Here is a 21,113-nt window from a genome sequence, read left to right as displayed (position 1 = left end):
CTAACCCGATTCAGCCGGTGGTCTTCGCGGCGGGCTTTTTGGCTGCCGGTTTTTTGGCCGGCGCTGCCTTGGCCGCTGGTTTTTTCGTAGCGGGCTTTTTCGCGGCATTCTTGGCAGAACTCGTCTTGGCCGCGCCCTTGGCGGGGGCGGCTTTCGCGGCCGGTGCCGTCTTCGCGGCGGCGGCCTTCTTCGCCGGCGCCTTCGCCCCCTTCTTGCCGCGTGGTGCCAGCGTCTTGCCCTTCTCGGCCAGCAGCGCCACCGCCTCATCCAGCGTCACCGCGCCCATCTCCACCCCGCGCGGCAGATTGGCGACGACATTGCCCCATTGCGCATACGGCCCAAACCGGCCCTTGCGCACCAGCACCTCCGCCCCATCCTTCGGATGCGCGCCGATGCTCTTGATGCTGTCCTGCTTCTTGGCGATCAGCTCCATCGCCCGGTTCAGCCCCATATGCAGAACGCTGTCATCGCGATCCATCGAGGCAAACAAGGCGCCCATTTTCACATATGGCCCGAAGCGGCCGATATTCGCCTCGATCTTCTGCCCGGTCTCCGGATGCAGCCCGATCAGGCGCGGCAGCGCCAGCAGCCCCAACGCCTCGTCCAGCGTCAGCGTCGCCCCTTCCATGCCGCGCGCCAGCGAGGCGCGTTTGGGCTTGGCTTTCTTGTCCTCCGGGTCCGGCTCGCCCTGCTGCACATAGAGCCCGTAGGGGCCACGGCGCAGGGTGATATCCTCCTTGGTCTCCGGATGCTGGCCCAGCAGGCGCATGCCGTCCTTCAGCGCATCCGTCTCGTCATCCCCGCCTTCCACCGCGAGTTTGCGGGTATATTGGCAGGTCGGGTAATTCGAGCAGCCGATAAAGCTGCCAAACCGTCCCAGCTTCAGCCCCAGCCGGCCATCGCCGCAGGCCGGGCACAGGCGCGGATCCGTGCCATCCTCGCGGGTGGGGAAGAAATGCGGGCCGAGATCGGCATCCAGCGCGTCGATCACGTCCGAGATTTTCAGATCCTTGGTCTGCGCCACCGCGGCCGAGAAATCGTCCCAGAAGGCGCGCAGCACCGCGCGCCAATCCTCATTGCCCTCGGCGATCTGGTCGAGCTGCTCCTCCAGATTGGCGGTGAAGCCGGTATCGACATAGCGGGCGAAGAAGCTGGTGAGAAAGGCGGTGACCAGCCGGCCGCGATCCTCGGGGATGAAGCGCCGCGCCTCCAGCTTCACATAATTGCGGTCGCGCAGCACCGAGAGGATGGAGGCATAGGTGGAGGGCCGGCCGATGCCCAGCTCTTCCATCTTCTTCACCAGGCTGGCCTCGGAGAAGCGCGGCGGCGGCTGAGTGAAATGCTGGCTGGCGGTCACGTCGCGGGTCTTTGCCGGGTCGCCCTTGGCGATCGGCGGCAGGATGCGGCTATCCTCATCCTGATCGGAAGGATCGTCCTGGTCTTCCTTGTAGAGCTTCAGGAAACCGTCGAAGGCCAGCACCGAGCCGGTGGCGCGCAGCGTCTGGCCCGCACCGTCGGTGAGGTCCACCGCCGTCTGGTCCAGCTCGGCGGGCGACATCTGGCAGGCCAGAGCGCGCTTATAGATCAGCTCATAGAGCTTCGCCTGCTCGGCATTGAGCATCCGCGCGACTTTTTCCGGCTTCAGCGCAATATCGGTCGGGCGGATCGCCTCATGCGCTTCCTGGGCGTTCTTGGCCTTGCTCTGATAGATGCGCGGCGCGACCGGCAGATAGGCCTCGCCGAATTCGGCCTGGATCTGCTTGCGCATGGAGGACACCGCCTCCTGTGCCAGCTGCACGCCATCGGTTCGCATATAGGTGATCAGACCCACCGTATCGCCGCCGATCTCGACGCCCTCATAAAGCTGCTGGGCCAGGCGCATGGTCTGCTGGGAGGAGAAGCCGAGCTTTCGGCTGGCCTCTTGCTGCAGCGTGGAGGTGATGAAGGGCGGCGGCGGCGAGCGACGGGTGCGCTTTTTCTCGACATTGGCCACGTTGAAGGTCCCGGCCTTCACCGCCGCCTCGGCGGCACGGGCCGAAACCTCGTTATTCAGGTCGAACTGCTCCAGCTTCTTGCCCTGATAATGGGTCAGCCGGGCAGGGTAGGGGGCGCCGGTCGGGGTCAGCATGGAAGCCTCCACCGTCCAGTATTCCCGCGCCTTGAACACCTCGATCTCGGCTTCGCGCTCGCAGATCAGCCGCAGCGCCACGGATTGCACCCGCCCGGCCGAGCGGCTGCCCGGCAGCTTGCGCCAGAGCACCGGCGAGAGGGTGAAGCCGACCAGATAATCCAGCGCCCGGCGGGCGAGGTAAGCCTCGATCAGCGGGGTATCGAGATCGCGCGGATGCGCCATCGCGTGCTTGACGGCGGTTTTGGTGATCTCGTTGAAGGTGACACGGCGGACATTCACGCCCTTCAGCGCGTTGCGTTCCGCCAAAGCGGTCTGCACATGCCAGGAAATCGCCTCGCCTTCGCGGTCCGGGTCAGTCGCCAGATAGAGCGTGCCGGCCCCCTTCAGCGCCTTGGCGATTTCGGAGAGCTGCTTGGCGCCGCGATCATCCGCCTGCCAATCCATGGCGAAATCCTCGTCCGGGCGGACGGAGCCATCCTTCGGCGGCAGGTCGCGCACATGCCCGAAACTCGCCAGAACCTTATAGGAATCGCCCAGATATTTATTGATCGTCTTGGCTTTGGAGGGAGATTCGACGACGACGATATCAGTCAACGGGCCGTTCCATTCATTCGTCTTGCCGCTGCCTGCGCAGCGTCTTTAAGGGTCTTCCAGGCTGATGATCCTGTCGCCAGCCAGGCTTTCCGCCCGCCCGGCCAGCTCCAATTCCAGGATCACCGCCCTTATTGCTGGGATCGACAGTTGGCAGCGCCGGGCTATCTCGTCAACTCTGGCCCCCTCGCGGCCCAGCAGCGGCGGGATGGCGGCGCGGGCGCGGGCCAGTTCCTGCGGGTCCGGCATGTCGATGAGCGGCGGCGGCTTTGGGGCGGCGAACCCGGCCGGGGCCGGCGCGGCGCGCAGATTGGCGAGCACATCCTGCGCGGTTTCGGTGAGATGCGCGCCCTGGCGCAGCAGGTCATTGCCGCCGGCGGAGCGCGGGTCCAGCGGCGAGCCGGGCACGGCGAAAATCTCCCGCCCGGCCTCGGCGGCGAGGCGGGCGGTGAGCAGCGTGCCGGAGCGCGCCGCCGCCTCGATCACCACCAGCCCCTGGCAGAGCCCGGCGATGATGCGGTTGCGCTTGGGAAAATGCCGGCCAAGCGGGGCGGTGCCGAGCGGCGCCTCGGCCACCACCGCGCCCCCCTGCGCGATCCTTCGTTGCAGATCGGCGTTCTCGGGCGGGTAGGGCACATCCAGCCCGCCGGCGATGACGGCGATGGTCTTCCCCGCCCGCAGCGCGCCCTGATGCGCCGCACTGTCGATGCCGCGCGCCAGGCCGGAGATGATGGGCAGATGCGCCGCCAGATCCGCCGCCAGCAGCTCCGCCAGCCGTAACCCGTTCAGCGAGGCATTGCGGGCGCCGACAATGCCGATGCCGGCATCGCTGAGCAGGCCAGCATCGCCCAGCACGGCAAGCGCGGCGGGGGCGTCCGGCAATTCCGCCAAGGCCGGGGGGTAGCCGGGCTGGCCCAGGAAGAGAAACCGGCCGCCGATTTTTCGTAGCGCTGCGATTTCGCGTTCGATTTCGGCGACGGGCGGGATCCGCGGCGGGGTGGCGCGGCCGCCGGCACGGGCCAGGCCAGGCAAGGCGTCCAGCGCCGCCGCCGGGTCATCGAAGCGCTGCAAAAGCCGGCGATAGGTGATCGGCCCGACGCTCTCGGTGCGGGCCAGGCGCAAAAACCCGAATGCGGCGTCAGCCATTCGCCTTCAGGATGGCGACCAGCTCCGGCAGCTTGGCCGGCGGAACGATCCAGGCGCCGACCGGCGTGCCCTCTCGGTAAAAGCCGGCGATGACGCCGCAGCCGGGGGATTGCGCGGCCAGCACCGCCTCGGACTGGCCAGGGCCGTTGCCGGAGACCAGCGCGCCGATCTGATCGAACCCCGGCGCGGTGACATTGACGAAGCCGGGGGCGGCCATGCCGGTGCCGATCGTGATCCAGAGCGGGCCGGTGGGGGCCGCGCAGCTGCCGGCATTGAAGATATGAATGCGGTCGGCCTGGAAATGGCTGATCGCCAAGCAAGGTGCCGCCGTCAGCAGCCAGAGCGCGAAGGGAAGGGCGCGTTTCATGCGGTTGCCTTTCCGCCGATCCGCGGCTCCTCGCCACGCAACAGGCGCTGGATGTTGGGTTTATGCTTCCAGAACACCAAGGCCGAGATGATCAGCACCGCCTCGGCGGCCAAGGGCCCGTCCAGCAGCAAGGCCGCAATCGGCGCCACGGCGTAGGCGATGAGGGCGGAGAGCGAGGAATAGCGCAGCGTGAACGCCACCAGCAGCCAGATGGCGCAGCAGATGACGCCCAGCGGCCAGATCATGCCGTAGAACACGCCCAGCCCCGTCGCCACACCCTTGCCGCCCTTGAAGCGCAGCCAGACTGGAAACAGATGCCCGAGCACCGCCGCGATGCCGGTGACCAGCACGCCATGATGCCAGGCCAGCTTCACCACCATCACCGCGACGAAGCCTTTCAGCGCGTCGAGCAACAGGGTCGCCGCCGCCAGTTTCTTGTTGCCGGTGCGCAGCACGTTGGTGGCGCCGATATTGCCCGAGCCGATCGAACGGATATCGCCCAGCCCGGCGAGGCGGGTGAGCAGCAGCCCGTAGGGGACGCTGCCCATCAGATAGCCGAAGATGGCGACGCCAAGATAAGACAAGATCACCCGTACACCCTCCGCCCGGCCTTCCAGGTGCCCAGCACCACGCCTTCCAGGGCGCGGCCGTCGAACGGCGTGTTCTGCGCCTTGCCCGGAAGTTTCCCGGCCTGAACCTGCCAGGATTTTTCGGGATCGAAAAGACAGAGATCGGCCTGTTTGCCCTTGGCGATGACGCCCGCCTCGATGCCCAGCCAGGCGGCGGGCCTGGCGGTGAGCAGAGACAGCGCCTGAGGCAGAGAGAGATCGCCATTCTGCACCCGCGCCAGCGTCACGCTGAGCAGCGTGGCCAGGCCGCAGCCGCCAGGGGCGGCCTCGGCGAAAGGCTGGCGCTTGTCGTCGGCATCGCGGGGCTGGTGGTCGGAGGCGATGGCGTCGATGGTGCCGTCCTTCAGCGCCTCGATCACGGCCAGACGATCCGATTCCACCCGCAAGGGCGGGGACAGCTTGGCGTAGGTGCGGTAATCGCCGATCGCGGTTTCGTTGAGGTCGAAATAAGGCGGGGCGGTATCGCAGGTGATTTTCAGGCCTTTTTCCTTGGCGCGGCGGATCAGCTCCAGCGCCTCGGCGGTGGTCACGTGCGCGAAATGCAGCGCGCCATTGGTGAGTTCGGCCAGGCGGATGTCGCGCGCCACACAGATCGCCTCGGCGGCGGCATAGACGCCGGGCAGGCCCATCCAGGTGGCGCGGGGGCCGGCGGTGGCGGCGGCGCCACGGGCCAACTCCACATCCTCAGGATGCTGGACGATGCGCATATCGAAGCCCGAAGCATAGAACAAAGCCAGCCGCATGGTGCGCGAGGAGGCGATGGCTTTGGAGCCGTCGGTGAAGGCGACGGCACCGGCGGCCTTCATCAGCCCGTATTCGGCCAACTCCTTGCCCTCCAGCCCGCGTGTGGCGGCGCCGTAAGGAAGCACGGACAGGCTGCCGGTTTCCTCGCCGCGCGAACGCAGGAAGCGCACCAAGGCAGGATCGTCGATCACCGGATCGGTCTCGGGCAGCACGGCGATGGAGGTGATGCCCCCGGCCGCGGCGGCCTGCGCCGCGCTGGCGATGGTCTCGCGATATTCAAAGCCCGGCTCGCCGATGGCGGCGCGCATATCCACCAGGCCCGGGGCCAGCACGGCACCCTCGGCCTCGATGATTTCAGCCCCTTCGGGATTGCCCAGAGAGGGGCCGAAATCGGCGATCTTGTCGTCCCGCACCAGCAGCTCGCCTTCATGCAAACTCTGCGCTGACGCATCCAAATAACGGATTTTACGAAATAAAATACTCAATGGTTGCTCCGCGCGCAGGTATCCAGAACCGCCATGCGGACGGCCACACCCATTTCCACCTGTTCCTTGATCAGCGAGCGCGCGGCATCGTCCGCCACCTCGCTATCGATCTCCACCCCCCGGTTCATCGGGCCAGGATGCATCACCAGCGCGTCCGGCTTGGCGTAGGCCAGCTTCTTGCGGTCCAGCCCGTAGAAGGCGAAATATTCGCGGCTTGAGGGGATCAGCCCGGCGGTCATGCGCTCTTTCTGCAGGCGCAGCATCATCACGATGTCAGCGCCTTTCAGCCCTGCTTCCATGTCGTGGAAAATCTCCACGCCATTCACGCCGATGGAGCCGGGCACCAAGGTCGGCGGCCCGACCAGCCGGACGAAATTGCCCATCATCGTCAGCAGCAGGATGTTGGAGCGGGCGACGCGGGAATTCAGCACATCGCCGCAGATGGCGACAGTGAGGCCGGAGATGCGGCCCTTGTTGCGGCGGATGGTCAACGCATCCAGCAGCGCCTGGGTCGGGTGCTCATGCGTGCCGTCCCCGGCATTGATCACCGAGGCCCCGACCTTCTGCGCCAGGAGGGCAGGGGCGCCGGAGGATTTGTGGCGCACCACCAAGAGATCGCAATTCATCGCATTCAGCGTGGCGGCGGTGTCCAGCAGCGTCTCGCCCTTGGTGACGGAGGAGGTGGCGACGGACATATTGACCACATCCGCGCCCAGCCGGCGCCCGGCCAGCTCGAAGCTGGTGCGGGTGCGGGTTGAGTCCTCGAAGAACAGATTGATCAGGGTGCGGCCGCGCAAACTGTCGCGTTGGGTTTTGCCGGAGCGGTTCAAAAGCGCGTAGCTTTCGGCCAGATCCAGCAGATTGGTCACGGAGGCCGGGTTGAGCCCCTCGATCCCGAGCAGATGTTTCAATGACGCCATGGCGAGCCGCCTTAGACCATAATCCAGCCCGGCAGGGAATGCGCCAGTTGATTTTTTGGCCGGGCTCCTGAAATGATGTATTGCAAAGCAATACGGGGGCTCGATGAAAAAACTTCTGATTCTCAGCGTTCTGGCCGGTTTGGCCGGTTGCGCCGAACTCGAGGGCCCGGTCGGCCCGCCGCCGCCGGCAACCCCTGTGTTTTTCCAGCCTTTCTCCGCCGCGCTCGACCAGCCGGCGCTGACCACCATCGCCACCATCGCCAAGGCCGCCAATGAGCAGCCCGATGCGCCGGTAACCGTGGTGGGAGCGGCGGATAGTGTGGGCGACCCGCAGGCAAATCTGTATCTGTCCAAAACCCGGGCCCAGGTGGTGGCGGACCAGCTGGTGGCGGATGGCGTGGAGCGCGCCAGGCTGCGGATCCACGCGCGCGGCGAAATCCGGCCCACGAGCGAGGCGCCGGGGGCCCCGGTGCAGGCGGCGCGGCGGGTGCTGGTCGAAATCGGGCACTGAAGGAAGGCGGCTTCGGCCGCCTTTTTCATACACGGATAAAACGCAGAATCTATATTATGGAAAGTAATAGGGATGACGGTCGGACAATGATGACGATTGGGCTGGGGCCTTGGGGCCCGAGTCTGGTGTTTGCGTGGTGGATCACGCGTTGGACAGCAAGGCTACCGTTCACAATGCGGTGAAGATGACGGTTATTTATGTTCGGGCCGGCGCGGCGCGGCGCGGCATGACCGGGCATTCATCAGCCTACGCGAAAGCTGTTGACAACCCCTTCCTTTTTATCCGCAAGACGCAACAAAATAATGATTCTGGCACGCGCATGAGCGGAAAGACCTAACATTATCATCGAGATAAAATGCACTCTTGAGTTGATGTTGGCGCTAACACGGACGCAGGTAGGCTCGGTTTTTGCGTTGCAAAACATTTAAAGCCTACGGAAAGTTTCTTTGTAATTATTGAATCAAGCCGCATTCACGCGAAAATCGGTAACACATTGATGAAAATTTATTTATAACAAACATCTTGCCAGTTGTGCCAAAGCGGACTGAGAATAAAACGAGATCAACATAAACCAGAAATTTATAGGGGATATGTTAGTTAGTAAATCTGGCTAAATCCGGCGCTCCGGCGTTGGTAACATGCCGGATTTCAAACGGTTCATTGTGATGTCTGGTTCGGTTGAACGCGCCTGAGCGCAGCGCCTGCCCTTTAGGGCGCGCTGAAGAGGCGTGGTGAACCGGAGAGGGCTGCTGTGTGCCTGGTGACACGGACCAAACAAGAAGGCCGGAATAAACGGAATTTTCCAGTTTGTTCCTGAATATTTCTGAAGCTTTGAGGATGGAGGATTGAATGACGACCTACACGATCGGCAATTTGGTTTACACCGTCGTTGATAATGGGGCTGGCCTCTTAGGAGACGAAAGCTACACTGTATCGATTGCGACCACCGGCGGGACGAGCATTCTTCCTTCAACCTCGATCGATACCGGCGTTCTAGGTACGGGCTTGCTCGGCACGGGCGGCGTGGTGACCGGATCAACGGGCTACACGGAACTGCTCGCCCTCGCGAGTGGCACCTTCATCTCGGTGCCGGGTTCGACGGGCGGCATCACGCTCACCCTCGCGCTGGGCGCTGGGAATGTTTTCTATATTGGCGGAACCACGCAGATAAATGCCGGCGCGAATGTACTCGGCAGCCAGACCATCGATGTTTATGGCGGCACCGCCAGTTTCGCGAGCGGGACCGTCGCAAACGCTTTGTCTGGCACCACGGTGAATATCGGCTATGGCGGCACCTTTTCTCCCGGCACCGGCCTTGCCGATATTTTGGGTAATGCCACCATCAATTTCCTGTCCAGCGGCGGCACGTTTGTGGTCAATGCCGGCGGCACCCTGCTCAATCTTTCAACGACGACCATCAATGGCTTCACCGGCGTCAATAGCAAAATCCAGCTGCAAAACCTGTCCGGAAGCGTGGATTCCTACACGATCACCGGCACGCCGACAGGCACGCAAACCATCACGCTGCTGAATGCCGGCGGCACGAGCATTGGCAGCTTCAGCGTCTTCGACTCCGGCTTTACCAACAACACCTACACATTCGGGAGTGACGGGCCGCTTGCCTTCACGGCCTCCTCCGGGACGACATCCGGCACCACCACCTATTCGATCGATGTCGCCGCCAATAGTCCTGTGCCATGCTTCCTGACCGGCACGCGGATCGCCACGCCGGATGGGTTTGCGACCGTCGAAGCATTGCAGATCGGCGATCTCGTGCTCACCGCTCAGGGCGACGCGGTGCCGGTGCGCTGGATCGGCAAGCGTGTCGTCTCGCCGCGGTTCGCGGATCCGCTGCGCCATCTGCCGGTGCGCGTCGGCGCTGGCGCGCTCGGTGCCGGGCAGCCTACCCGTGACCTCCTGATCTCGCCGGATCATGCGGTGCTGGTGGATGATATTCTGGTGAATGCCGGGGCGTTGGTGGATGGGGAGAGCATCACCCGGGTGAGCGGGCTTAAGGAGAATTTCACCTATTACCATGTCGAGGTGGATGCGCATGAGCTGATCCTCGCCGAAGGCGTTTCGGCGGAGACCTTCATCGACCATGTCGATCGCATGGCCTTCGATAACTGGGCCGAGCATGAGGCGATTTTCGGTGGGGCGCCGGAGAAACCCGAAATGGGCTATCTGCGCGTGAAATCCGCGCGCCAGCTGCCGATGGCGCTGCGCCGCCGGCTGGGCATCGCCGCCGCCGCCTGAGCATTCGGGGGGGGGGGGGGGGGGGGAAGCCGGGGCCAGCGATGGCCCCGGTTTTTTAGGCGTGAAATTCCATGCCGTCATAGCCGGGCTCGATGCAGTCCGGCAGCGTGCGGCGCAGTTTCGCGTAATCCATCGCCGGCCCCATATGGGTGAGGATGGTGCGCTCGATTTTCAGCGCCTGCACCCAGCCCTGCACGGTGCCGAGCCCGGCATGGGTGGGATGGTTATTGTCCGGGGTGAAGCAATCGACCACCAGGGTTTTCACCCCTTGCAGGGCCTCCATCTGCGCGGGCTCGAAGCGCACCACGTCCGTGCAATAGGCGAAATCCCCGATGCGCAGGCCGAGCGAACGGGAGTAGCCGTGATCCTGGTCGATGGGCAGAATCGAGAGGCCGAACAGCGCGAAGGGCTCGCCCGCGACGATGTCATTGGTGAAAAAGGCCGGGCGGCCGAAGAAGCCGCCTTTCCACTCCCTGAATGCGTAAGAGAAGCGCGCGCGCAGTTGCGCCCAGACCGAGGCGATGGCGTAGGCCGGCATCGGCGCTTCCAGAATGCGGTTGAGGATACGCACATCATCCAGCCCGGCGACATGGTCGGCATGGTCATGGGTGTAGATCACCGCATCGATTTTCGGGATCGCGCAGTTGATGAGCTGTTGGCGCAGATCCGGCCCGGTATCGACAAGGATGCGCTGGCCGGCTTCGGTTTCGATGACGATGCTGGGGCGGGTGCGGCGGTTGCGCGGCTCGGTGGGGTCCGTCTGGCCCCAATCGCCACGCCCATCCGGCCCGCCGATCTGCGGCAGCCCCGCCGAGCCGCCGCTGCCCAGCAGGGTGATTTTCATGCCGCCGCTTTCGGGAACAGGGTGCGGAAATTGCGCGTGGTGAGCGCCGCCAAATCCGTTTCCGAAAGCCCCCTCACCTCCGCCAGTTTCGCCGCCGTGTAGGCGGTGTAGGCGGGTTCGTTGCGCTTGCCGCGATAGGGCGCGGGGGCGAGATAGGGGCTGTCGGTCTCCACCAGAATCCGGTCGGCCGGGACCATCGCCGCGACCTCGCGGACATTTTCGCCTTTCGGGAAGGTGATGATGCCGGAGAAGGAGAAATAGCCGCCCAACGCCATCGCCTGCTCCGCCAGCCAGCGTGAGGAGGAGAAGCAATGCAGCAGAAACTCGAAATGCCCCCCTTCCCTTTCCTCGCGCAATATCCTGGCGATATCCTCATCGGCGTCGCGGGCATGGATGCAGATCGGCATGCCGGCCAGGCGCGCGGCGCGGATATTGGCGCGGAAATTCTGCTCCTGCACATTCTTCGGCGCCTTGTCGTAGAAATAATCCAGGCCGGATTCGCCGATGCCGATGACTTTCGGATGTTCGGCGAGCTTGGCCAGCACGTCCGGTTCCACCACCGGCAGCACATCCGCCGCATGGTTGGGATGCACGCCGACACAGGCCCAGACATTGTCATGCGCCTGCGCGATGGCGACGATTTCGCGGCTTTGCGCCAGCGTCACGCCGATGCTGACCATCTCGCCCACCCCGGCGGCGACGGCGCGGGCGATCACCTGCGCCTGTTCGCCGGGCTGGTTGAAATAATCGAGATGGCAGTGGGAATCGACGAGCATCACACACCCACGCGCGGGAACAGGCCGGTCGGGGTGGGCAAGGCGGTGCCTTCCACCAGCGCAGTGTCCAGCACGGCGAGCGAGCGGGCTTCGTCCAGCCCGAGATAATCCAGTAACTTGCTCATCGTCTCCGGCATGAAGGGCTGCAGCACCACGCCCAGCGTGCGCAGCACGACACAGAGCGTGTAGAGCACGCTGTTCATCCGATCGAGATCGGTCTTGCGCAGGCTCCAGGGGGCCTGGGCGTCGATATAGCCATCGGCGGCGCGGATCAGGCGCCAGATTTCATCCAGCGCCTCGTGAAAGGCGAGCTTCTCCATCGCGGCATGGAGTTTTGCCGGCAGCGCCTTGGCGTCGGCGATCAGCGCCTCGTCGGCCTCGGTCAGCGTGCCTTTCGGGGGCACCGCCGCACCGGCATTCTTGCCGATGAAGGAGAGGGTGCGCTGGGCGAGGTTGCCGATGCCGTTGGCGAGATCCGAGTTGATGCGCCGATGCAGAGAGTCCTTGGAGAAATCCCCATCATTGCCAAACGGCACCTCGCGCAGGATGAAATAACGGATCTGGTCCAGCCCATATTCCTGCACCAGCGGGCGGACATCGATGAAATTGCCCAGGGATTTGGACATTTTCTCGCCCTCGACCGTCCACCAGCCATGCGAGAAGATCTTTTTCGGCAGCTCCAGCCCCGCACCCATCAGGAAGGCGGGCCAATAGACGGCGTGGAAGCGGATGATCTCCTTGCCGACCAGATGTAGATTGGCGGGCCAGAAACCCGCGCGCGGGCCGGTCATGTCAGGATAGCCGACAGCGGTGAGGTAATTCACCAGCGCGTCCAGCCAGACATACATCACATGCTTTTCATCCCCCGGCACTTTCACGCCCCAGGAGAAGGAGGTGCGGGAGATGGAGAGATCGTTCAGCCCGCCGCGCACGAAGGAGAGGATTTCGTTGCGCTTTGCGGCGGGGGCGATGAAGCCTGGATTTTCCTCATAGAAGGCCAGCAGCCTGTCCTGAAAGGCGCTCAGCTTGAAGAAATAGCTGGGCTCGACCACCCATTCCACGGCAGCCCCGGAGGCCACCGCGTAGCGGCTGCCATCCGGCTTCAGCGCGGTTTCGCTCTCATCATAGAAGGCTTCATCGCGCACCGCGTACCAGCCTTCATAGGCGCCGAGATAGATGAAGCCGTTTTCCTTGAGCTTGCTCCAGATCGCCTGGCAGGCTTGCTTGTGGCGCGCTTCGGTGGTGCGGATGAAATCATCGTTGGAGATGTTCATTGCCCGCGCCATGTCGCGGAAATCGGCGGAGACACGGTCGGTGAAATCCTGCGGGGCGATGCCGGCATTGCGGGCGGCGGCTTCCACCTTCTGGCCGTGCTCGTCGGTGCCGGTGAGGAAGAAGACCTCATCGCCGGCGAGGCGGTGCCAGCGGGCCAGCACGTCGGCGGCGGTGGAGGTGTAAGCGTGGCCGAGATGCGGCGCGCCGTTCACATAGTAAATCGGCGTGGTGATATAAAACTTCGTCTTGCTCATGACCTATGCAACTGTTCCAGCGCCACGAGGATGGCGGCGCGCTTATCCAGGTTCAGTCCTAACACTTCACGCTCCAGTTTTCCAAAATCCTGCCAGAGCGTGACGTTATGGGTGAGATTGCCCGCCCCTGCCCGTGCGGCCGCCCGGGTGCGGGCGGCCAGGCGGGTGCGCAGCAGAGAGAAGAACAGCTCGAACTTGTCCGCCCCCTCCACGCTGCGGGCGACGCTGTCGGCCATCGCCTGGGCACGGGCGGGAGCAACCGGGGCGTCCAGCGCTTCGTCCACCAGCGCGGCGACGGCGACGCCGCCGCCTTCCGCCAGGTTCAGCGCGTTGCCGATGCTTCCCTCCGCCAGCTCGATCAGCCGGTTCGCATCCGCCTCCGGGGCGTAATCGGCCAGCAAGGCGCGCATCACCGCGTCCGGCAGCGGCGACATTGGCAGCACCCGGCAACGGCTGCGGATGGTGGGCAAAAGCCGGCCGGGGGCGGCGCTGGTCAGCAGCAGGATTGAGCGCGGCGGCGGTTCCTCCAGCAATTTCAGCAACGCGTTGGCGGCGTTGCTGTTCATATCCTCGGCGCCATCCACCAGCACCACGCGCCAGCCGCCCTCGGCCGGGGTGAGGCGCATGAAGGCGCTGGCCTCCTGGATCGTGGCGATGACGATTTCGCCTTGCAGCTTCTCGGTTTTGGCGTTGATCCGCCGCTCGACGGTGAAGAAATCCGGATGGGTGCCGGCGGCGATGCGCCGGAACGGGCCGGAGGATTCAGGGATGGCGAGATCCTCGCTCTGTCCGGCGGCCAGCAGCCAGCGCCCGAAGCGATAGGCCAGGGTGGCCTTGCCGATGCCCGGCGGCCCGGCGAAGAGCCAGCCATGATGCAGCCGCCCGGCGGTCACCGCCGAGCGCAGCGCATGGATGGCCGCCTCATGGCCGCGAAAATGCGGGTTGGCGCGCGGGTCGGGCGACATCAGCACCCCATCCGGGCGCGGAGCGCCGCCCGCATGCTGGCAACCACCGCCTCTGGCGCCGGGCTGGCATCGATGGTGACGACGCGCTCGGCTTCGGCGGCGGCGATTTCGGCGAAGCCTGCCTGCACGCGGGCGAAAAAATCGCGGTTCATCTGCTCATAGCGGTCGGTGCCGGAGGCGCGTTTGGCCAGCCGCGCCTGGGCTTGCGCGGCGGGAAGGGCGAGCAGGAAGGTGATGTCCGGCACCAGCCCGAGCAGCTCGATCAAGGCGCGCACCTGGGCAATGGGGACATTCTGGCCATAGGCCTGATAGGCCATGGTGGAATCGTAAAACCGGTCGCAGATGACGATGGCGCCGCGCGCCAGTGCCGGGCGGATCAGCCCCGCCACATGGTCGGCGCGGGCGGCGAAATGCAGCATGGTCTGGGCCAGCGCATCCAATGGCAGATCCTGGTTGAGGAGCAGCGCGCGGATTGCCTCCGCGCCCTTGGTGCCGCCGGGCTCGCGGGTGAGCACCACCTCATGGCCTTCGCCGCGCAGCGCCTCGGCCAGGCCGCGGGCGGCGGTGGATTTGCCTGCCCCCTCCCCGCCTTCCAGCGTGATGAACAGACCCTGCGCCACTTACCGGACGATGATCTCAGGGTCGGTCATGCCGGCATTCAGCACATGTTGCAGCGCCTGATCGGCATCCTCCACCGAATGATAGGGCCCGATATTCACCGCCCAGAGCGTGCGATCGCCGCCGAAGACCGGCACGATGCGCGCCGGCATGCCGTAGAGCCGCGCCATCACCCGCGCCGCGTCGCTTTCATTGCCATAGCCGGGCAGCTGCACCCAGAGCGGGCCGGGCGCGGGCTGGGCCTGAATGACCTGGCCGGAGAGGGTCGGGCCGGCATTCCGCGGGGTGTTATCGTTGGTCTGCACCAGCTGATGCGCCGCGCCGATCGGCCCGGCACTGCCCGGCGCGCCCAAGGCTTGCGCGGTGATGCCGGCGACAGGGGCGGCCTGCAGCTTCGGCCCGGCGCCGAGCGCGCCCTGCAGCGCGGAACTGGCCTGGGTGTTTAGTTTCACCTCAACCTCGACCACGCCGCCGGACGGGAAATCCAAGAGCCGGGCAACGCGCGGCGTCACGGCGATGACGCGCCCTGGCACGTTCGGCCCGCGCTCATTCACCCGCACCTGCAGCGAACGGCCATTCACCAGATTGGTGATGGTGACGATGCTGGGCAGCGGCAGTACCGGACTCGCGGCCATCAGCCCGTCAGGGTCGTACAGCTCGTTATCGGCGGTGTAGGGATCGTCATCATGCGCGATGATGATGCCCAGCCCGGTGACGTCATAAGCGCCGAATTCGCGCGGATAGCGCCATTCGCCGCCGACCTGATAGGGATTGCCGACCGTATAGGTCACCGGCCCCGGGGCGGGCGGCGGCGGCGCCTTGGGCATGCAGCCGGCCAGAAACGTGCACAGCCCCAGGATCAGCCGGCTGCTCATGACAGGATCATCCGTCCCAGCGCGCCGACCGCGAGCGCGTAGAAATCGGACGGGTTATAGCGCCGGATCGCCTTGAAATTTTCATAGACCAAAAAGGCCTGGCCGCCGGCGCCATCGGGCAGCAGCAAGGCGGCCGGGGTGGCGGCGGAGAGCCCGGGAGCGCCGGGCAGGCGCTGCACGCCAAGCTTCTCCCAATAGCCGATGGTCTGCATGTTTTCGCGCCCGGCCAGCGCGGCGTTGAAACTGGCCGGGGCCAGCACCGGTTCGGAGGAGGGCGCATCCGCCTGCCAGCCGGCCTTGGCGAGGTAATTCGCCATCGAGGCCAGGGCATCGGCATCGGAATTCCAGATATCCGGCGCGCCCTGGCCGGAAAAGGAGATTGCGGTGGTGAGATAGGTGCTGGGCATGAATTGCGGCTGCCCCATGGCGCCGGCATAGGAGCCCAGCAGATTGGCGACCGGCGCATCGCCGCGCGCCACGATGGTCATCGCCTTGATCACCTCATTGCCGAAATAATGGCTCTGGCGATCCCAGGCCAGGGTGGTCAGCGCGTCGATCACGTTGAAATCGCCCTGGTTGGCGCCGAAATTCGTCTCCAGCCCCCAGATGCCCAGCATCACATCGGCGGAAACGCCATAGCGGCTGGTGATGGCGGCGAGTAGGCTGCGCACCTGCGCGTATTTCGCCTGGCCATTGGCGATGCGGGTCTGGCTCAGCACCCGGCTGGAATATTGCGCCCAGGTCAGGGTGAATTCGGCTTGGTGATGGTCGAGCTTGATCACGTCCTGGTTGGGGGTGAGGCTGCCGGTGCTGGCCATGACGATCCGCTCCGGGATCCCCGCCGCCCGCGCGCGCGCCTGCAGCTGCGCCAGAAATTCCGGGAAAGGCTGTGCCGCCCTGCCCGCCTGCGGCAACACCAAAGCGCTGCCAAGCCCCGCCAACATCATGCGTCTGAACATGGAAGCGAGTGTGCCATGCGATGCCGCGCCGCCGCAACGGGGCCGGCGCGCGCCTGCACAACTTGTCATGAAGCGGGCGGCATGGCGCGGCGCGGTGCGCTCCTGTATGCTGGCGGCATGGGATTTTGGCGTGACAAAACGTTGGCGCAGATGAGCCGGGCGGAGTGGGAGTCGCTCTGCGATGGCTGCGGGCGCTGCTGCCTGCATAAATTGCGCGACGAGGATACAGACGAAATCGCCTTCACCAATGTCGCCTGCCGGCTGTTGAATGTGAACACCGCGCGCTGCCGGGATTATGCCAACCGCAAATCGCTGGTGCCGGATTGCGTGAAGCTGACGCCGAAGAAGCTGGAGAAAATGGACTGGCTGCCGCCGAGCTGCGCCTATCGGCTGGTGCATGAGGGCAAGGATCTGCCGGCCTGGCATCCTTTGCGCTCGGGCCGGGCGCAGAGCGTGATCGAGGCCGGGGCGTCGGTCGCCGGGCGCTGCCTGGATGAGCGCCAGGCCGGGCAGCTGGAAGACCATATCGTGGACTGGCCGGGGCAGATGCCACGGCGCCGCCGCGCATGAGCCAAGAGCCCCTCACCACGGAACTGGTCCCCGTGCAGGGGGCGCTGATCGCCGTTGCCTTCAAGCGTTCGGCCCGGGCGAAGCGGATTTCGCTGCGGGTGGACCCGGCCCAGGGCGTGGTGATCACGCTGCCGATGCGTGCCTCGCGCCGCGCCGGGCTGGCGCTGCTGCATGCGCATGAGGCCTGGGTGAATGAGAAGCTGGAGGCCCTGCCCCAGCCCTTGCGGCTGGCGCCGGGCGCGCTGGTGCCGGTGCATGGCGTGCCGCATGAGATCTTGCATCGCCCGGAAGGGCGCGGCGGCGCCTGGATCGAAGAGGGGCGGATCATCGTCACCGGCGAGGCGGAGTTTCTCGCCCGCCGGGTCGCGGACTGCCTGAAGCGCCTGGCCCGGCAGCGTTTGACCGCGATGGCCGCCGAGATCGCCCGCGAGGCCGGGCTGCGGCCGAAGATCGTGCGGATCAAGGACACACGCTCGCGCTGGGGAAGCTGCGCGCCGGATGGCACGCTCGCCTTTTGCTGGCGGCTGATCTGCGCGCCCGAGCCTGTGCAGCATTATGTGGTGGCGCATGAGGTCGCGCATCTGCGCCATATGAATCACGGCCCGCATTTCTGGGCGCTGACCGAAACCCTCACCCCGCACAGGCAAGCCGCCACCGCATGGCTGGCCAGCGAGGGGGCGGGGCTGTTGCGCATCGGCGCATGAGTTCAAATGTAACCTCGGATATGTCTTAAATATCAATGTCTAGCAGGCCAACTGAAGAGAAAGTCGTCCCATGAAAGCCGTTGCCTTTACCCATGCCCGCCCGATTACCTCCATGGATGCGTTGCAGGATGTCGATCTGCCGGTGCCGGTACCCCGGCATCATGACCTGCTGGTCGAGATCAAGGCGGTTTCGGTCAACCCGGTCGATACCAAGATCCGCCAATCGGCCGAGCCGTTGGGCGAGCCGCGGGTGCTGGGCTATGACGCCGCCGGCATCGTGCGCGCCATCGGCCCCGAAGTGCAGAATTTCTCGGTCGGCGATGAGGTGTTCTATGCCGGCGTGCCGGACCGCCAGGGCAGCAATGCCGAGTTCCAGCTCGTCGATGACCGCATCGTCGGCCACAAGCCGAAAAGCTTGAGCTTCGCCCAGGCCGCGGCGCTGCCGCTGACGGCGCTGACCGCCTGGGAGATGCTGTTCGAGCGTTTTCGCATCCCGCGCGACCAGCCGCATGGCGGCACCATGCTGGTGGTGGGGGCTGGCGGCGGGGTCGGCTCGATGGCCATTCAGCTCGCCGCACAGCTAACAGACATGACCATCATCGCCACCGCCTCGCGGCCGGAGACGGCGGAATGGTGCCGCAGCCTCGGCGCGCACCATATCGTCAATCACCAGCATGATCTCGGCGCGCAGATTTTGCAGGCCGGCCTCAACCCGCCCGGCCATATTTTCTGCGTCGCGCATGTGAAACAGCATTTCCACAAGCTGGTCGAGCTCCTGGCGCCGGAAGGGGCGGTCGGCATCATCGAATCCAATGCCGGCGAGCTGAATGTTTCGCCGCTGATCCGTAAAAGCGCGACGCTGCATACCGAATATGTCTTCACACGCGGGCTTTTGCACACACATGACATGAGCGTGCAGCACCGCACGCTGGAGGCCATCGCGCATCTCGTCGATAACGGCACGTTGAAGACGACGATGACCGAGAATTACGGCCCCATCAACGCGATAAACCTGATCCGTGCCCATGCCGCCCTGGAATCCGGGATGACGATGGGCAAGATCGTGCTGGAAGGATTCTGATTGATGGCGCTTCCCACCAAAATGCTCGGCCGCTCCGGCCTGGCGCTGCCGCCCGTGGTTCTGGGCGGCAATGTCTTCGGCTGGACCGCGGATATCAAAACCTCGCTCGATCTGCTGGATGCCGCGCTGGAGGGCGGGCTGAACGCGATCGACACGGCGGATATGTATTCCACCTGGGTCGAGGGACATGAGGGTGGGGAGAGCGAGGCGATCATCGGCGCCTGGATGAAGGAGCGCAAAAACCGCTCCCAGGTGAAGATCCTCACCAAGGTCGGCATGGCGATGGGCCATCATCCGGCCAGCCTGTCCAAGGCGCGGATTTTCGCCGCCGTCGAGGCGTCGCTGACCCGGCTGCAGACGGATTATATCGATCTCTACCAGGCGCATCAGGATGATCCGCAGACGCCGCTGGAGGAGACGCTGGGGGCGTTCGCCGAGCTGATCAAACAAGGCAAGGTGAAGGCCATCGGCGCTTCCAACTACACAGCGCCGCGGCTGAAGGCGGCGCTGGATGTGGCCAAGGCGAATAATCTGCCGCGTTATGAAAGCCTGCAGCCGCTCTATAACCTGATGGAGCGCCCGGCCTTCGAGGCGGAGCTGCAATCGCTCTGCATCGCCGAGGAGGTGGGGGCGATCAATTACTTCGCCCTGGCCGCCGGCTTCCTCAGCGGCAAGTACAAGAGCGAGGCGGATTGCGTCGGCCGGCGTGGGGAGAGCGCGAAAAAATATCTGGCGACGGACAAGGGCAAGGCGGTGATCGCGGCGTTGCTGGCGCAGGCGCAACGGATTGGCGCCGCGCCCTCCGAGGTGGCGATTGTCTGGTGCCGGGAGAAATCCGGCATCACCGCGCCGATTGCCAGCGCCACCAGCCTGAGCCAGATGCAGTCGCTGATCCGCGCGGCGGCGCTTGAGCTGGATAAGGACAGCATCGCGGCGCTGGATGAGGCCAGCGCCTGACCGACGACCCCGCCCCTCCCCGCGCTGTCAATCGGCGCGGGTGGTTTTTTCGCGCGGTCGGGTTTGATGAAAGACGATTAACCTACCGTTAATATATACCGCGCACCTCGCTTGTCTCGGTTTTGAGGCGGCCGCGCGGTCCGGCTCAATTTTCGCGGCAAGCGCGACATAAGATGCAGGCGCGCCCGCCGCGCCGCCATCCAGTGGAAATCGCATCGCGCACTGAAAACTTCCGCGTGCAGACTACATTCACATCCGCGTGATGCAGGTTTTATCAGGCCAAAAAAACGTCAGAGCAAACGAGTTGGTCCTTGAAAGCCGTTCGGAAACGATACAATTTAACGCTGTGTTAACGCCGTTCTGGACGATGAGAGACTTCGCATGTGGACGAACCAACAGACGACGACGTCCAGCTTGCTGACGCCTGAGGGTGGGTATCTCAGCCTGGCGGAATCACAGCGCCTGAAGGATCTCAACGCCCTCAATCTGCTCTACACCCCGGCCGAGGAGCGGTTCGACCGGATCACCCGGCTGACGGCGCGGGTGCTGCAGGCGCCGATTGCCACCATCAGCTTCATCTCCGGCGACAAGCAATGGCTGAAATCCAGCGTCGGCATGCCGATGGCGGAAATTCCGCGCGAGCTGTCCTTTTGCGGCAAAACGATTGAGGCGCATCATCCGCTTATCATCCCCGATACCACGCAGGATGAGCGCTTCGCCCAAAATCCGCTGGTCACGGGCAACCCGAATGTGCGCTTTTACGCCGGCCAGCCGATTCATGCCGGGGCGCGCTCCTGCGTTGGCGCGCTCTGCGTGATGGATACGCTGCCGCGCCGCCCCAGCCGCGCCGGGCTGGACACGCTCCGCGACCTGGCGGTGATCGTCGAACGCGAACTGACCCGGGTGATGCAGGGATCTTTCCAGGAATCGCTGATCAAATCCCAGGACCCGCTGGCCCGGCGCGATTCGATCGACGGGTTGACGCAAATGTGGAAGCGCAACGTGATCATGGATCTGGCGCATCTGGAATGCGCGGCCGCCAGCCGGGGCTCGCCGCTGAGCCTGCTGCTGGTGGATATCGATCATCTGAACCAGATCAACGAGACTTACGGCACCCAGGCGGGCGATACCGTGCTGTTCGAGGTCGCCGCCCGGCTGCGCCAGAGTGTGCGCGAGGTGGATGTGATCGGCCGTTATGGCGCGGGCACTTTCCTGGTGCTGCTGCGCGCCGGCATTATCGATTCCAAGCTGGTGGCGGAGCGCATTCGCGAGGCGGTGGCCCGCCATAGCGTGCCGGGGATGGATATGCCGATCACGGTGAGCATCGGCGTGGCGGCGGCGAAGACCATCGCCCCCTCCCCCGCGCTGCTGATCAGCGCCGCCGACAAGGCGATGCGCCAGGCCAAGGAGAATGGGCGCAATCTGGTGGAAAGCGTGCTGCTGTAGGAATTCCCG

At 64.9% G+C, this 21,113-nt stretch carries 21 protein-coding genes; 8 read left to right on the top strand and 13 right to left on the bottom strand.

The features are described from left to right. Positions 1–10 precede the first annotated feature (10 nt). Genes topA through ACZ46S_RS03190 form a run of 6 tightly spaced genes read right to left on the bottom strand, consistent with a single transcriptional unit; the run spans position 11 to position 7,013 of the window. A complete protein-coding gene (gene topA, locus ACZ46S_RS03215) occupies positions 11–2,725 on the bottom strand; it encodes a type I DNA topoisomerase (protein WP_464063332.1) in 2,715 nt (904 codons plus the stop codon). 45 nt (positions 2,726–2,770) lie between these two features. Continuing rightward, a complete protein-coding gene (dprA, locus tag ACZ46S_RS03210; RefSeq protein WP_464063331.1) occupies positions 2,771–3,868 on the bottom strand; it encodes a DNA-processing protein DprA in 1,098 nt (365 codons plus the stop codon). Then, positions 3,861–4,235 (bottom strand): hypothetical protein, encoded by a 375-nt coding sequence (locus tag ACZ46S_RS03205; RefSeq protein WP_295744845.1) that lies wholly within the window; start codon positions 4,233–4,235, stop codon positions 3,861–3,863. The genes dprA and ACZ46S_RS03205 overlap by 8 nt, the downstream gene beginning before the upstream one ends. Then, entirely contained in the window at positions 4,232–4,825 is a 594-nt protein-coding gene (plsY, locus tag ACZ46S_RS03200; RefSeq protein WP_008493012.1) for a glycerol-3-phosphate 1-O-acyltransferase PlsY, read from the bottom strand. Before plsY ends, ACZ46S_RS03205 begins: the two co-directional genes overlap by 4 nt. After that, a complete protein-coding gene (locus tag ACZ46S_RS03195) occupies positions 4,822–6,063 on the bottom strand; it encodes a dihydroorotase (protein ID WP_464063330.1) in 1,242 nt (413 codons plus the stop codon). Before ACZ46S_RS03195 ends, plsY begins: the two co-directional genes overlap by 4 nt. 26 nt (positions 6,064–6,089) lie before the next feature. Further along, positions 6,090–7,013 (bottom strand): aspartate carbamoyltransferase catalytic subunit, encoded by a 924-nt coding sequence (locus ACZ46S_RS03190; RefSeq protein WP_295744854.1) that lies wholly within the window; start codon positions 7,011–7,013, stop codon positions 6,090–6,092. A gap of 103 nt (positions 7,014–7,116) precedes the next feature. On the opposite strand from ACZ46S_RS03190, the gene ACZ46S_RS03185 reads away from it, so the two are divergent. The 3 genes from ACZ46S_RS03185 (at position 7,117) to ACZ46S_RS03175 (ending at position 9,780) form a co-directional block, all read left to right on the top strand. Next, positions 7,117–7,524, top strand: a complete 408-nt coding sequence (locus ACZ46S_RS03185) for an OmpA family protein (protein WP_464063329.1) — start codon at positions 7,117–7,119, stop codon at positions 7,522–7,524. Positions 7,525–7,660: 136 nt separating this feature from the next. Beyond that, complete coding sequence (locus ACZ46S_RS03180; protein ID WP_464063328.1) at positions 7,661–7,861, top strand: hypothetical protein; 201 nt, start codon at positions 7,661–7,663, stop codon at positions 7,859–7,861. A gap of 512 nt (positions 7,862–8,373) precedes the next feature. Further along, complete coding sequence (locus tag ACZ46S_RS03175) at positions 8,374–9,780, top strand: Hint domain-containing protein (protein ID WP_464063327.1); 1,407 nt, start codon at positions 8,374–8,376, stop codon at positions 9,778–9,780. A gap of 55 nt (positions 9,781–9,835) precedes the next feature. Here ACZ46S_RS03175 and ACZ46S_RS03170 read toward each other — a convergent pair whose 3' ends face one another. The 7 genes from ACZ46S_RS03170 to ACZ46S_RS03140 are packed head-to-tail and all read right to left on the bottom strand — an operon-like array spanning position 9,836 to position 16,346. After that, on the bottom strand, positions 9,836–10,624 hold the full coding sequence (locus ACZ46S_RS03170; RefSeq protein WP_464063326.1) for an MBL fold metallo-hydrolase: 789 nt from the start codon (positions 10,622–10,624) through the stop codon (positions 9,836–9,838). After that, positions 10,621–11,400 carry a TatD family hydrolase gene (locus ACZ46S_RS03165; protein ID WP_464063325.1) on the bottom strand — a complete coding sequence of 260 codons (780 nt, stop codon included), beginning with the start codon at positions 11,398–11,400 and terminating at the stop codon, positions 10,621–10,623. The genes ACZ46S_RS03170 and ACZ46S_RS03165 overlap by 4 nt, the downstream gene beginning before the upstream one ends. Then, positions 11,400–12,929, bottom strand: a complete 1,530-nt coding sequence (gene metG, locus ACZ46S_RS03160) for a methionine--tRNA ligase (protein WP_464063324.1) — start codon at positions 12,927–12,929, stop codon at positions 11,400–11,402. The genes ACZ46S_RS03165 and metG overlap by 1 nt, the downstream gene beginning before the upstream one ends. Further along, the gene (locus ACZ46S_RS03155; RefSeq protein WP_464063323.1) at positions 12,926–13,894 is read right to left on the bottom strand and encodes a DNA polymerase III subunit delta'; all 969 of its coding nucleotides are present in this window, start codon (positions 13,892–13,894) and stop codon (positions 12,926–12,928) included. The genes metG and ACZ46S_RS03155 overlap by 4 nt, the downstream gene beginning before the upstream one ends. Continuing rightward, on the bottom strand, positions 13,894–14,514 hold the full coding sequence (gene tmk / locus ACZ46S_RS03150; protein WP_464063322.1) for a dTMP kinase: 621 nt from the start codon (positions 14,512–14,514) through the stop codon (positions 13,894–13,896). The genes ACZ46S_RS03155 and tmk overlap by 1 nt, the downstream gene beginning before the upstream one ends. After that, positions 14,515–15,387 carry a septal ring lytic transglycosylase RlpA family protein gene (locus tag ACZ46S_RS03145; RefSeq protein WP_464063321.1) on the bottom strand — a complete coding sequence of 291 codons (873 nt, stop codon included), beginning with the start codon at positions 15,385–15,387 and terminating at the stop codon, positions 14,515–14,517. Beyond that, the gene (locus ACZ46S_RS03140) at positions 15,384–16,346 is read right to left on the bottom strand and encodes a lytic murein transglycosylase (RefSeq protein ID WP_464063320.1); all 963 of its coding nucleotides are present in this window, start codon (positions 16,344–16,346) and stop codon (positions 15,384–15,386) included. The genes ACZ46S_RS03145 and ACZ46S_RS03140 overlap by 4 nt, the downstream gene beginning before the upstream one ends. An 81-nt stretch (positions 16,347–16,427) precedes the next feature. Between ACZ46S_RS03140 and ACZ46S_RS03135 the strand changes: the two genes are divergently transcribed. The 5 genes from ACZ46S_RS03135 to ACZ46S_RS03115 all read left to right on the top strand — a co-directional run bounded on the left by ACZ46S_RS03135 (position 16,428) and on the right by ACZ46S_RS03115 (position 21,104). Continuing rightward, a complete protein-coding gene (locus ACZ46S_RS03135) occupies positions 16,428–16,916 on the top strand; it encodes a YcgN family cysteine cluster protein (RefSeq protein ID WP_464063319.1) in 489 nt (162 codons plus the stop codon). Beyond that, the gene (locus tag ACZ46S_RS03130) at positions 16,913–17,620 is read left to right on the top strand and encodes a M48 family metallopeptidase (protein WP_464063318.1); all 708 of its coding nucleotides are present in this window, start codon (positions 16,913–16,915) and stop codon (positions 17,618–17,620) included. Before ACZ46S_RS03135 ends, ACZ46S_RS03130 begins: the two co-directional genes overlap by 4 nt. Positions 17,621–17,690: 70 nt before the next feature. Next, the gene (locus ACZ46S_RS03125; protein WP_008492997.1) at positions 17,691–18,701 is read left to right on the top strand and encodes a zinc-binding alcohol dehydrogenase family protein; all 1,011 of its coding nucleotides are present in this window, start codon (positions 17,691–17,693) and stop codon (positions 18,699–18,701) included. A gap of 3 nt (positions 18,702–18,704) precedes the next feature. Then, the gene (locus tag ACZ46S_RS03120) at positions 18,705–19,658 is read left to right on the top strand and encodes an aldo/keto reductase (protein ID WP_464063317.1); all 954 of its coding nucleotides are present in this window, start codon (positions 18,705–18,707) and stop codon (positions 19,656–19,658) included. A gap of 381 nt (positions 19,659–20,039) precedes the next feature. Continuing rightward, the gene (locus ACZ46S_RS03115) at positions 20,040–21,104 is read left to right on the top strand and encodes a sensor domain-containing diguanylate cyclase (protein ID WP_295745817.1); all 1,065 of its coding nucleotides are present in this window, start codon (positions 20,040–20,042) and stop codon (positions 21,102–21,104) included. Positions 21,105–21,113 lie beyond the last annotated feature (9 nt).

The organism is Acidocella aluminiidurans, assembly GCF_055383125.1.
The sequence above is the reverse complement of the archived record's forward strand: the minus strand, read 5'-3'. Positions and strand labels throughout refer to the sequence as shown.

Excerpts from the sequence above, each read along its gene's own strand:
- ACZ46S_RS03145 (WP_464063321.1), bottom strand. The coding sequence starts at position 15,387 with ATGAGCAGCCGGCTGATCCTGGGGCTGTGCACGTTTCTGGCCGGCTGC.
- ACZ46S_RS03115 (WP_295745817.1), top strand. The coding sequence starts at position 20,040 with ATGTGGACGAACCAACAGACGACGACGTCCAGCTTGCTGACGCCTGAG.
- ACZ46S_RS03155 (WP_464063323.1), bottom strand. The coding sequence starts at position 13,894 with ATGTCGCCCGACCCGCGCGCCAACCCGCATTTTCGCGGCCATGAGGCG.
- ACZ46S_RS03205 (WP_295744845.1), bottom strand. The coding sequence starts at position 4,235 with ATGAAACGCGCCCTTCCCTTCGCGCTCTGGCTGCTGACGGCGGCACCT.
- ACZ46S_RS03140 (WP_464063320.1), bottom strand. The coding sequence starts at position 16,346 with ATGTTCAGACGCATGATGTTGGCGGGGCTTGGCAGCGCTTTGGTGTTG.
- ACZ46S_RS03170 (WP_464063326.1), bottom strand. The coding sequence starts at position 10,624 with ATGAAAATCACCCTGCTGGGCAGCGGCGGCTCGGCGGGGCTGCCGCAG.
- ACZ46S_RS03120 (WP_464063317.1), top strand. The coding sequence starts at position 18,705 with ATGGCGCTTCCCACCAAAATGCTCGGCCGCTCCGGCCTGGCGCTGCCG.
- ACZ46S_RS03175 (WP_464063327.1), top strand. The coding sequence starts at position 8,374 with ATGACGACCTACACGATCGGCAATTTGGTTTACACCGTCGTTGATAAT.
- ACZ46S_RS03130 (WP_464063318.1), top strand. The coding sequence starts at position 16,913 with ATGAGCCAAGAGCCCCTCACCACGGAACTGGTCCCCGTGCAGGGGGCG.
- ACZ46S_RS03165 (WP_464063325.1), bottom strand. The coding sequence starts at position 11,400 with ATGCTCGTCGATTCCCACTGCCATCTCGATTATTTCAACCAGCCCGGC.
- ACZ46S_RS03135 (WP_464063319.1), top strand. The coding sequence starts at position 16,428 with ATGGCGCGGCGCGGTGCGCTCCTGTATGCTGGCGGCATGGGATTTTGG.
- dprA (WP_464063331.1), bottom strand. The coding sequence starts at position 3,868 with ATGGCTGACGCCGCATTCGGGTTTTTGCGCCTGGCCCGCACCGAGAGC.
- ACZ46S_RS03185 (WP_464063329.1), top strand. The coding sequence starts at position 7,117 with ATGAAAAAACTTCTGATTCTCAGCGTTCTGGCCGGTTTGGCCGGTTGC.
- ACZ46S_RS03190 (WP_295744854.1), bottom strand. The coding sequence starts at position 7,013 with ATGGCGTCATTGAAACATCTGCTCGGGATCGAGGGGCTCAACCCGGCC.
- metG (WP_464063324.1), bottom strand. The coding sequence starts at position 12,929 with ATGAGCAAGACGAAGTTTTATATCACCACGCCGATTTACTATGTGAAC.
- ACZ46S_RS03125 (WP_008492997.1), top strand. The coding sequence starts at position 17,691 with ATGAAAGCCGTTGCCTTTACCCATGCCCGCCCGATTACCTCCATGGAT.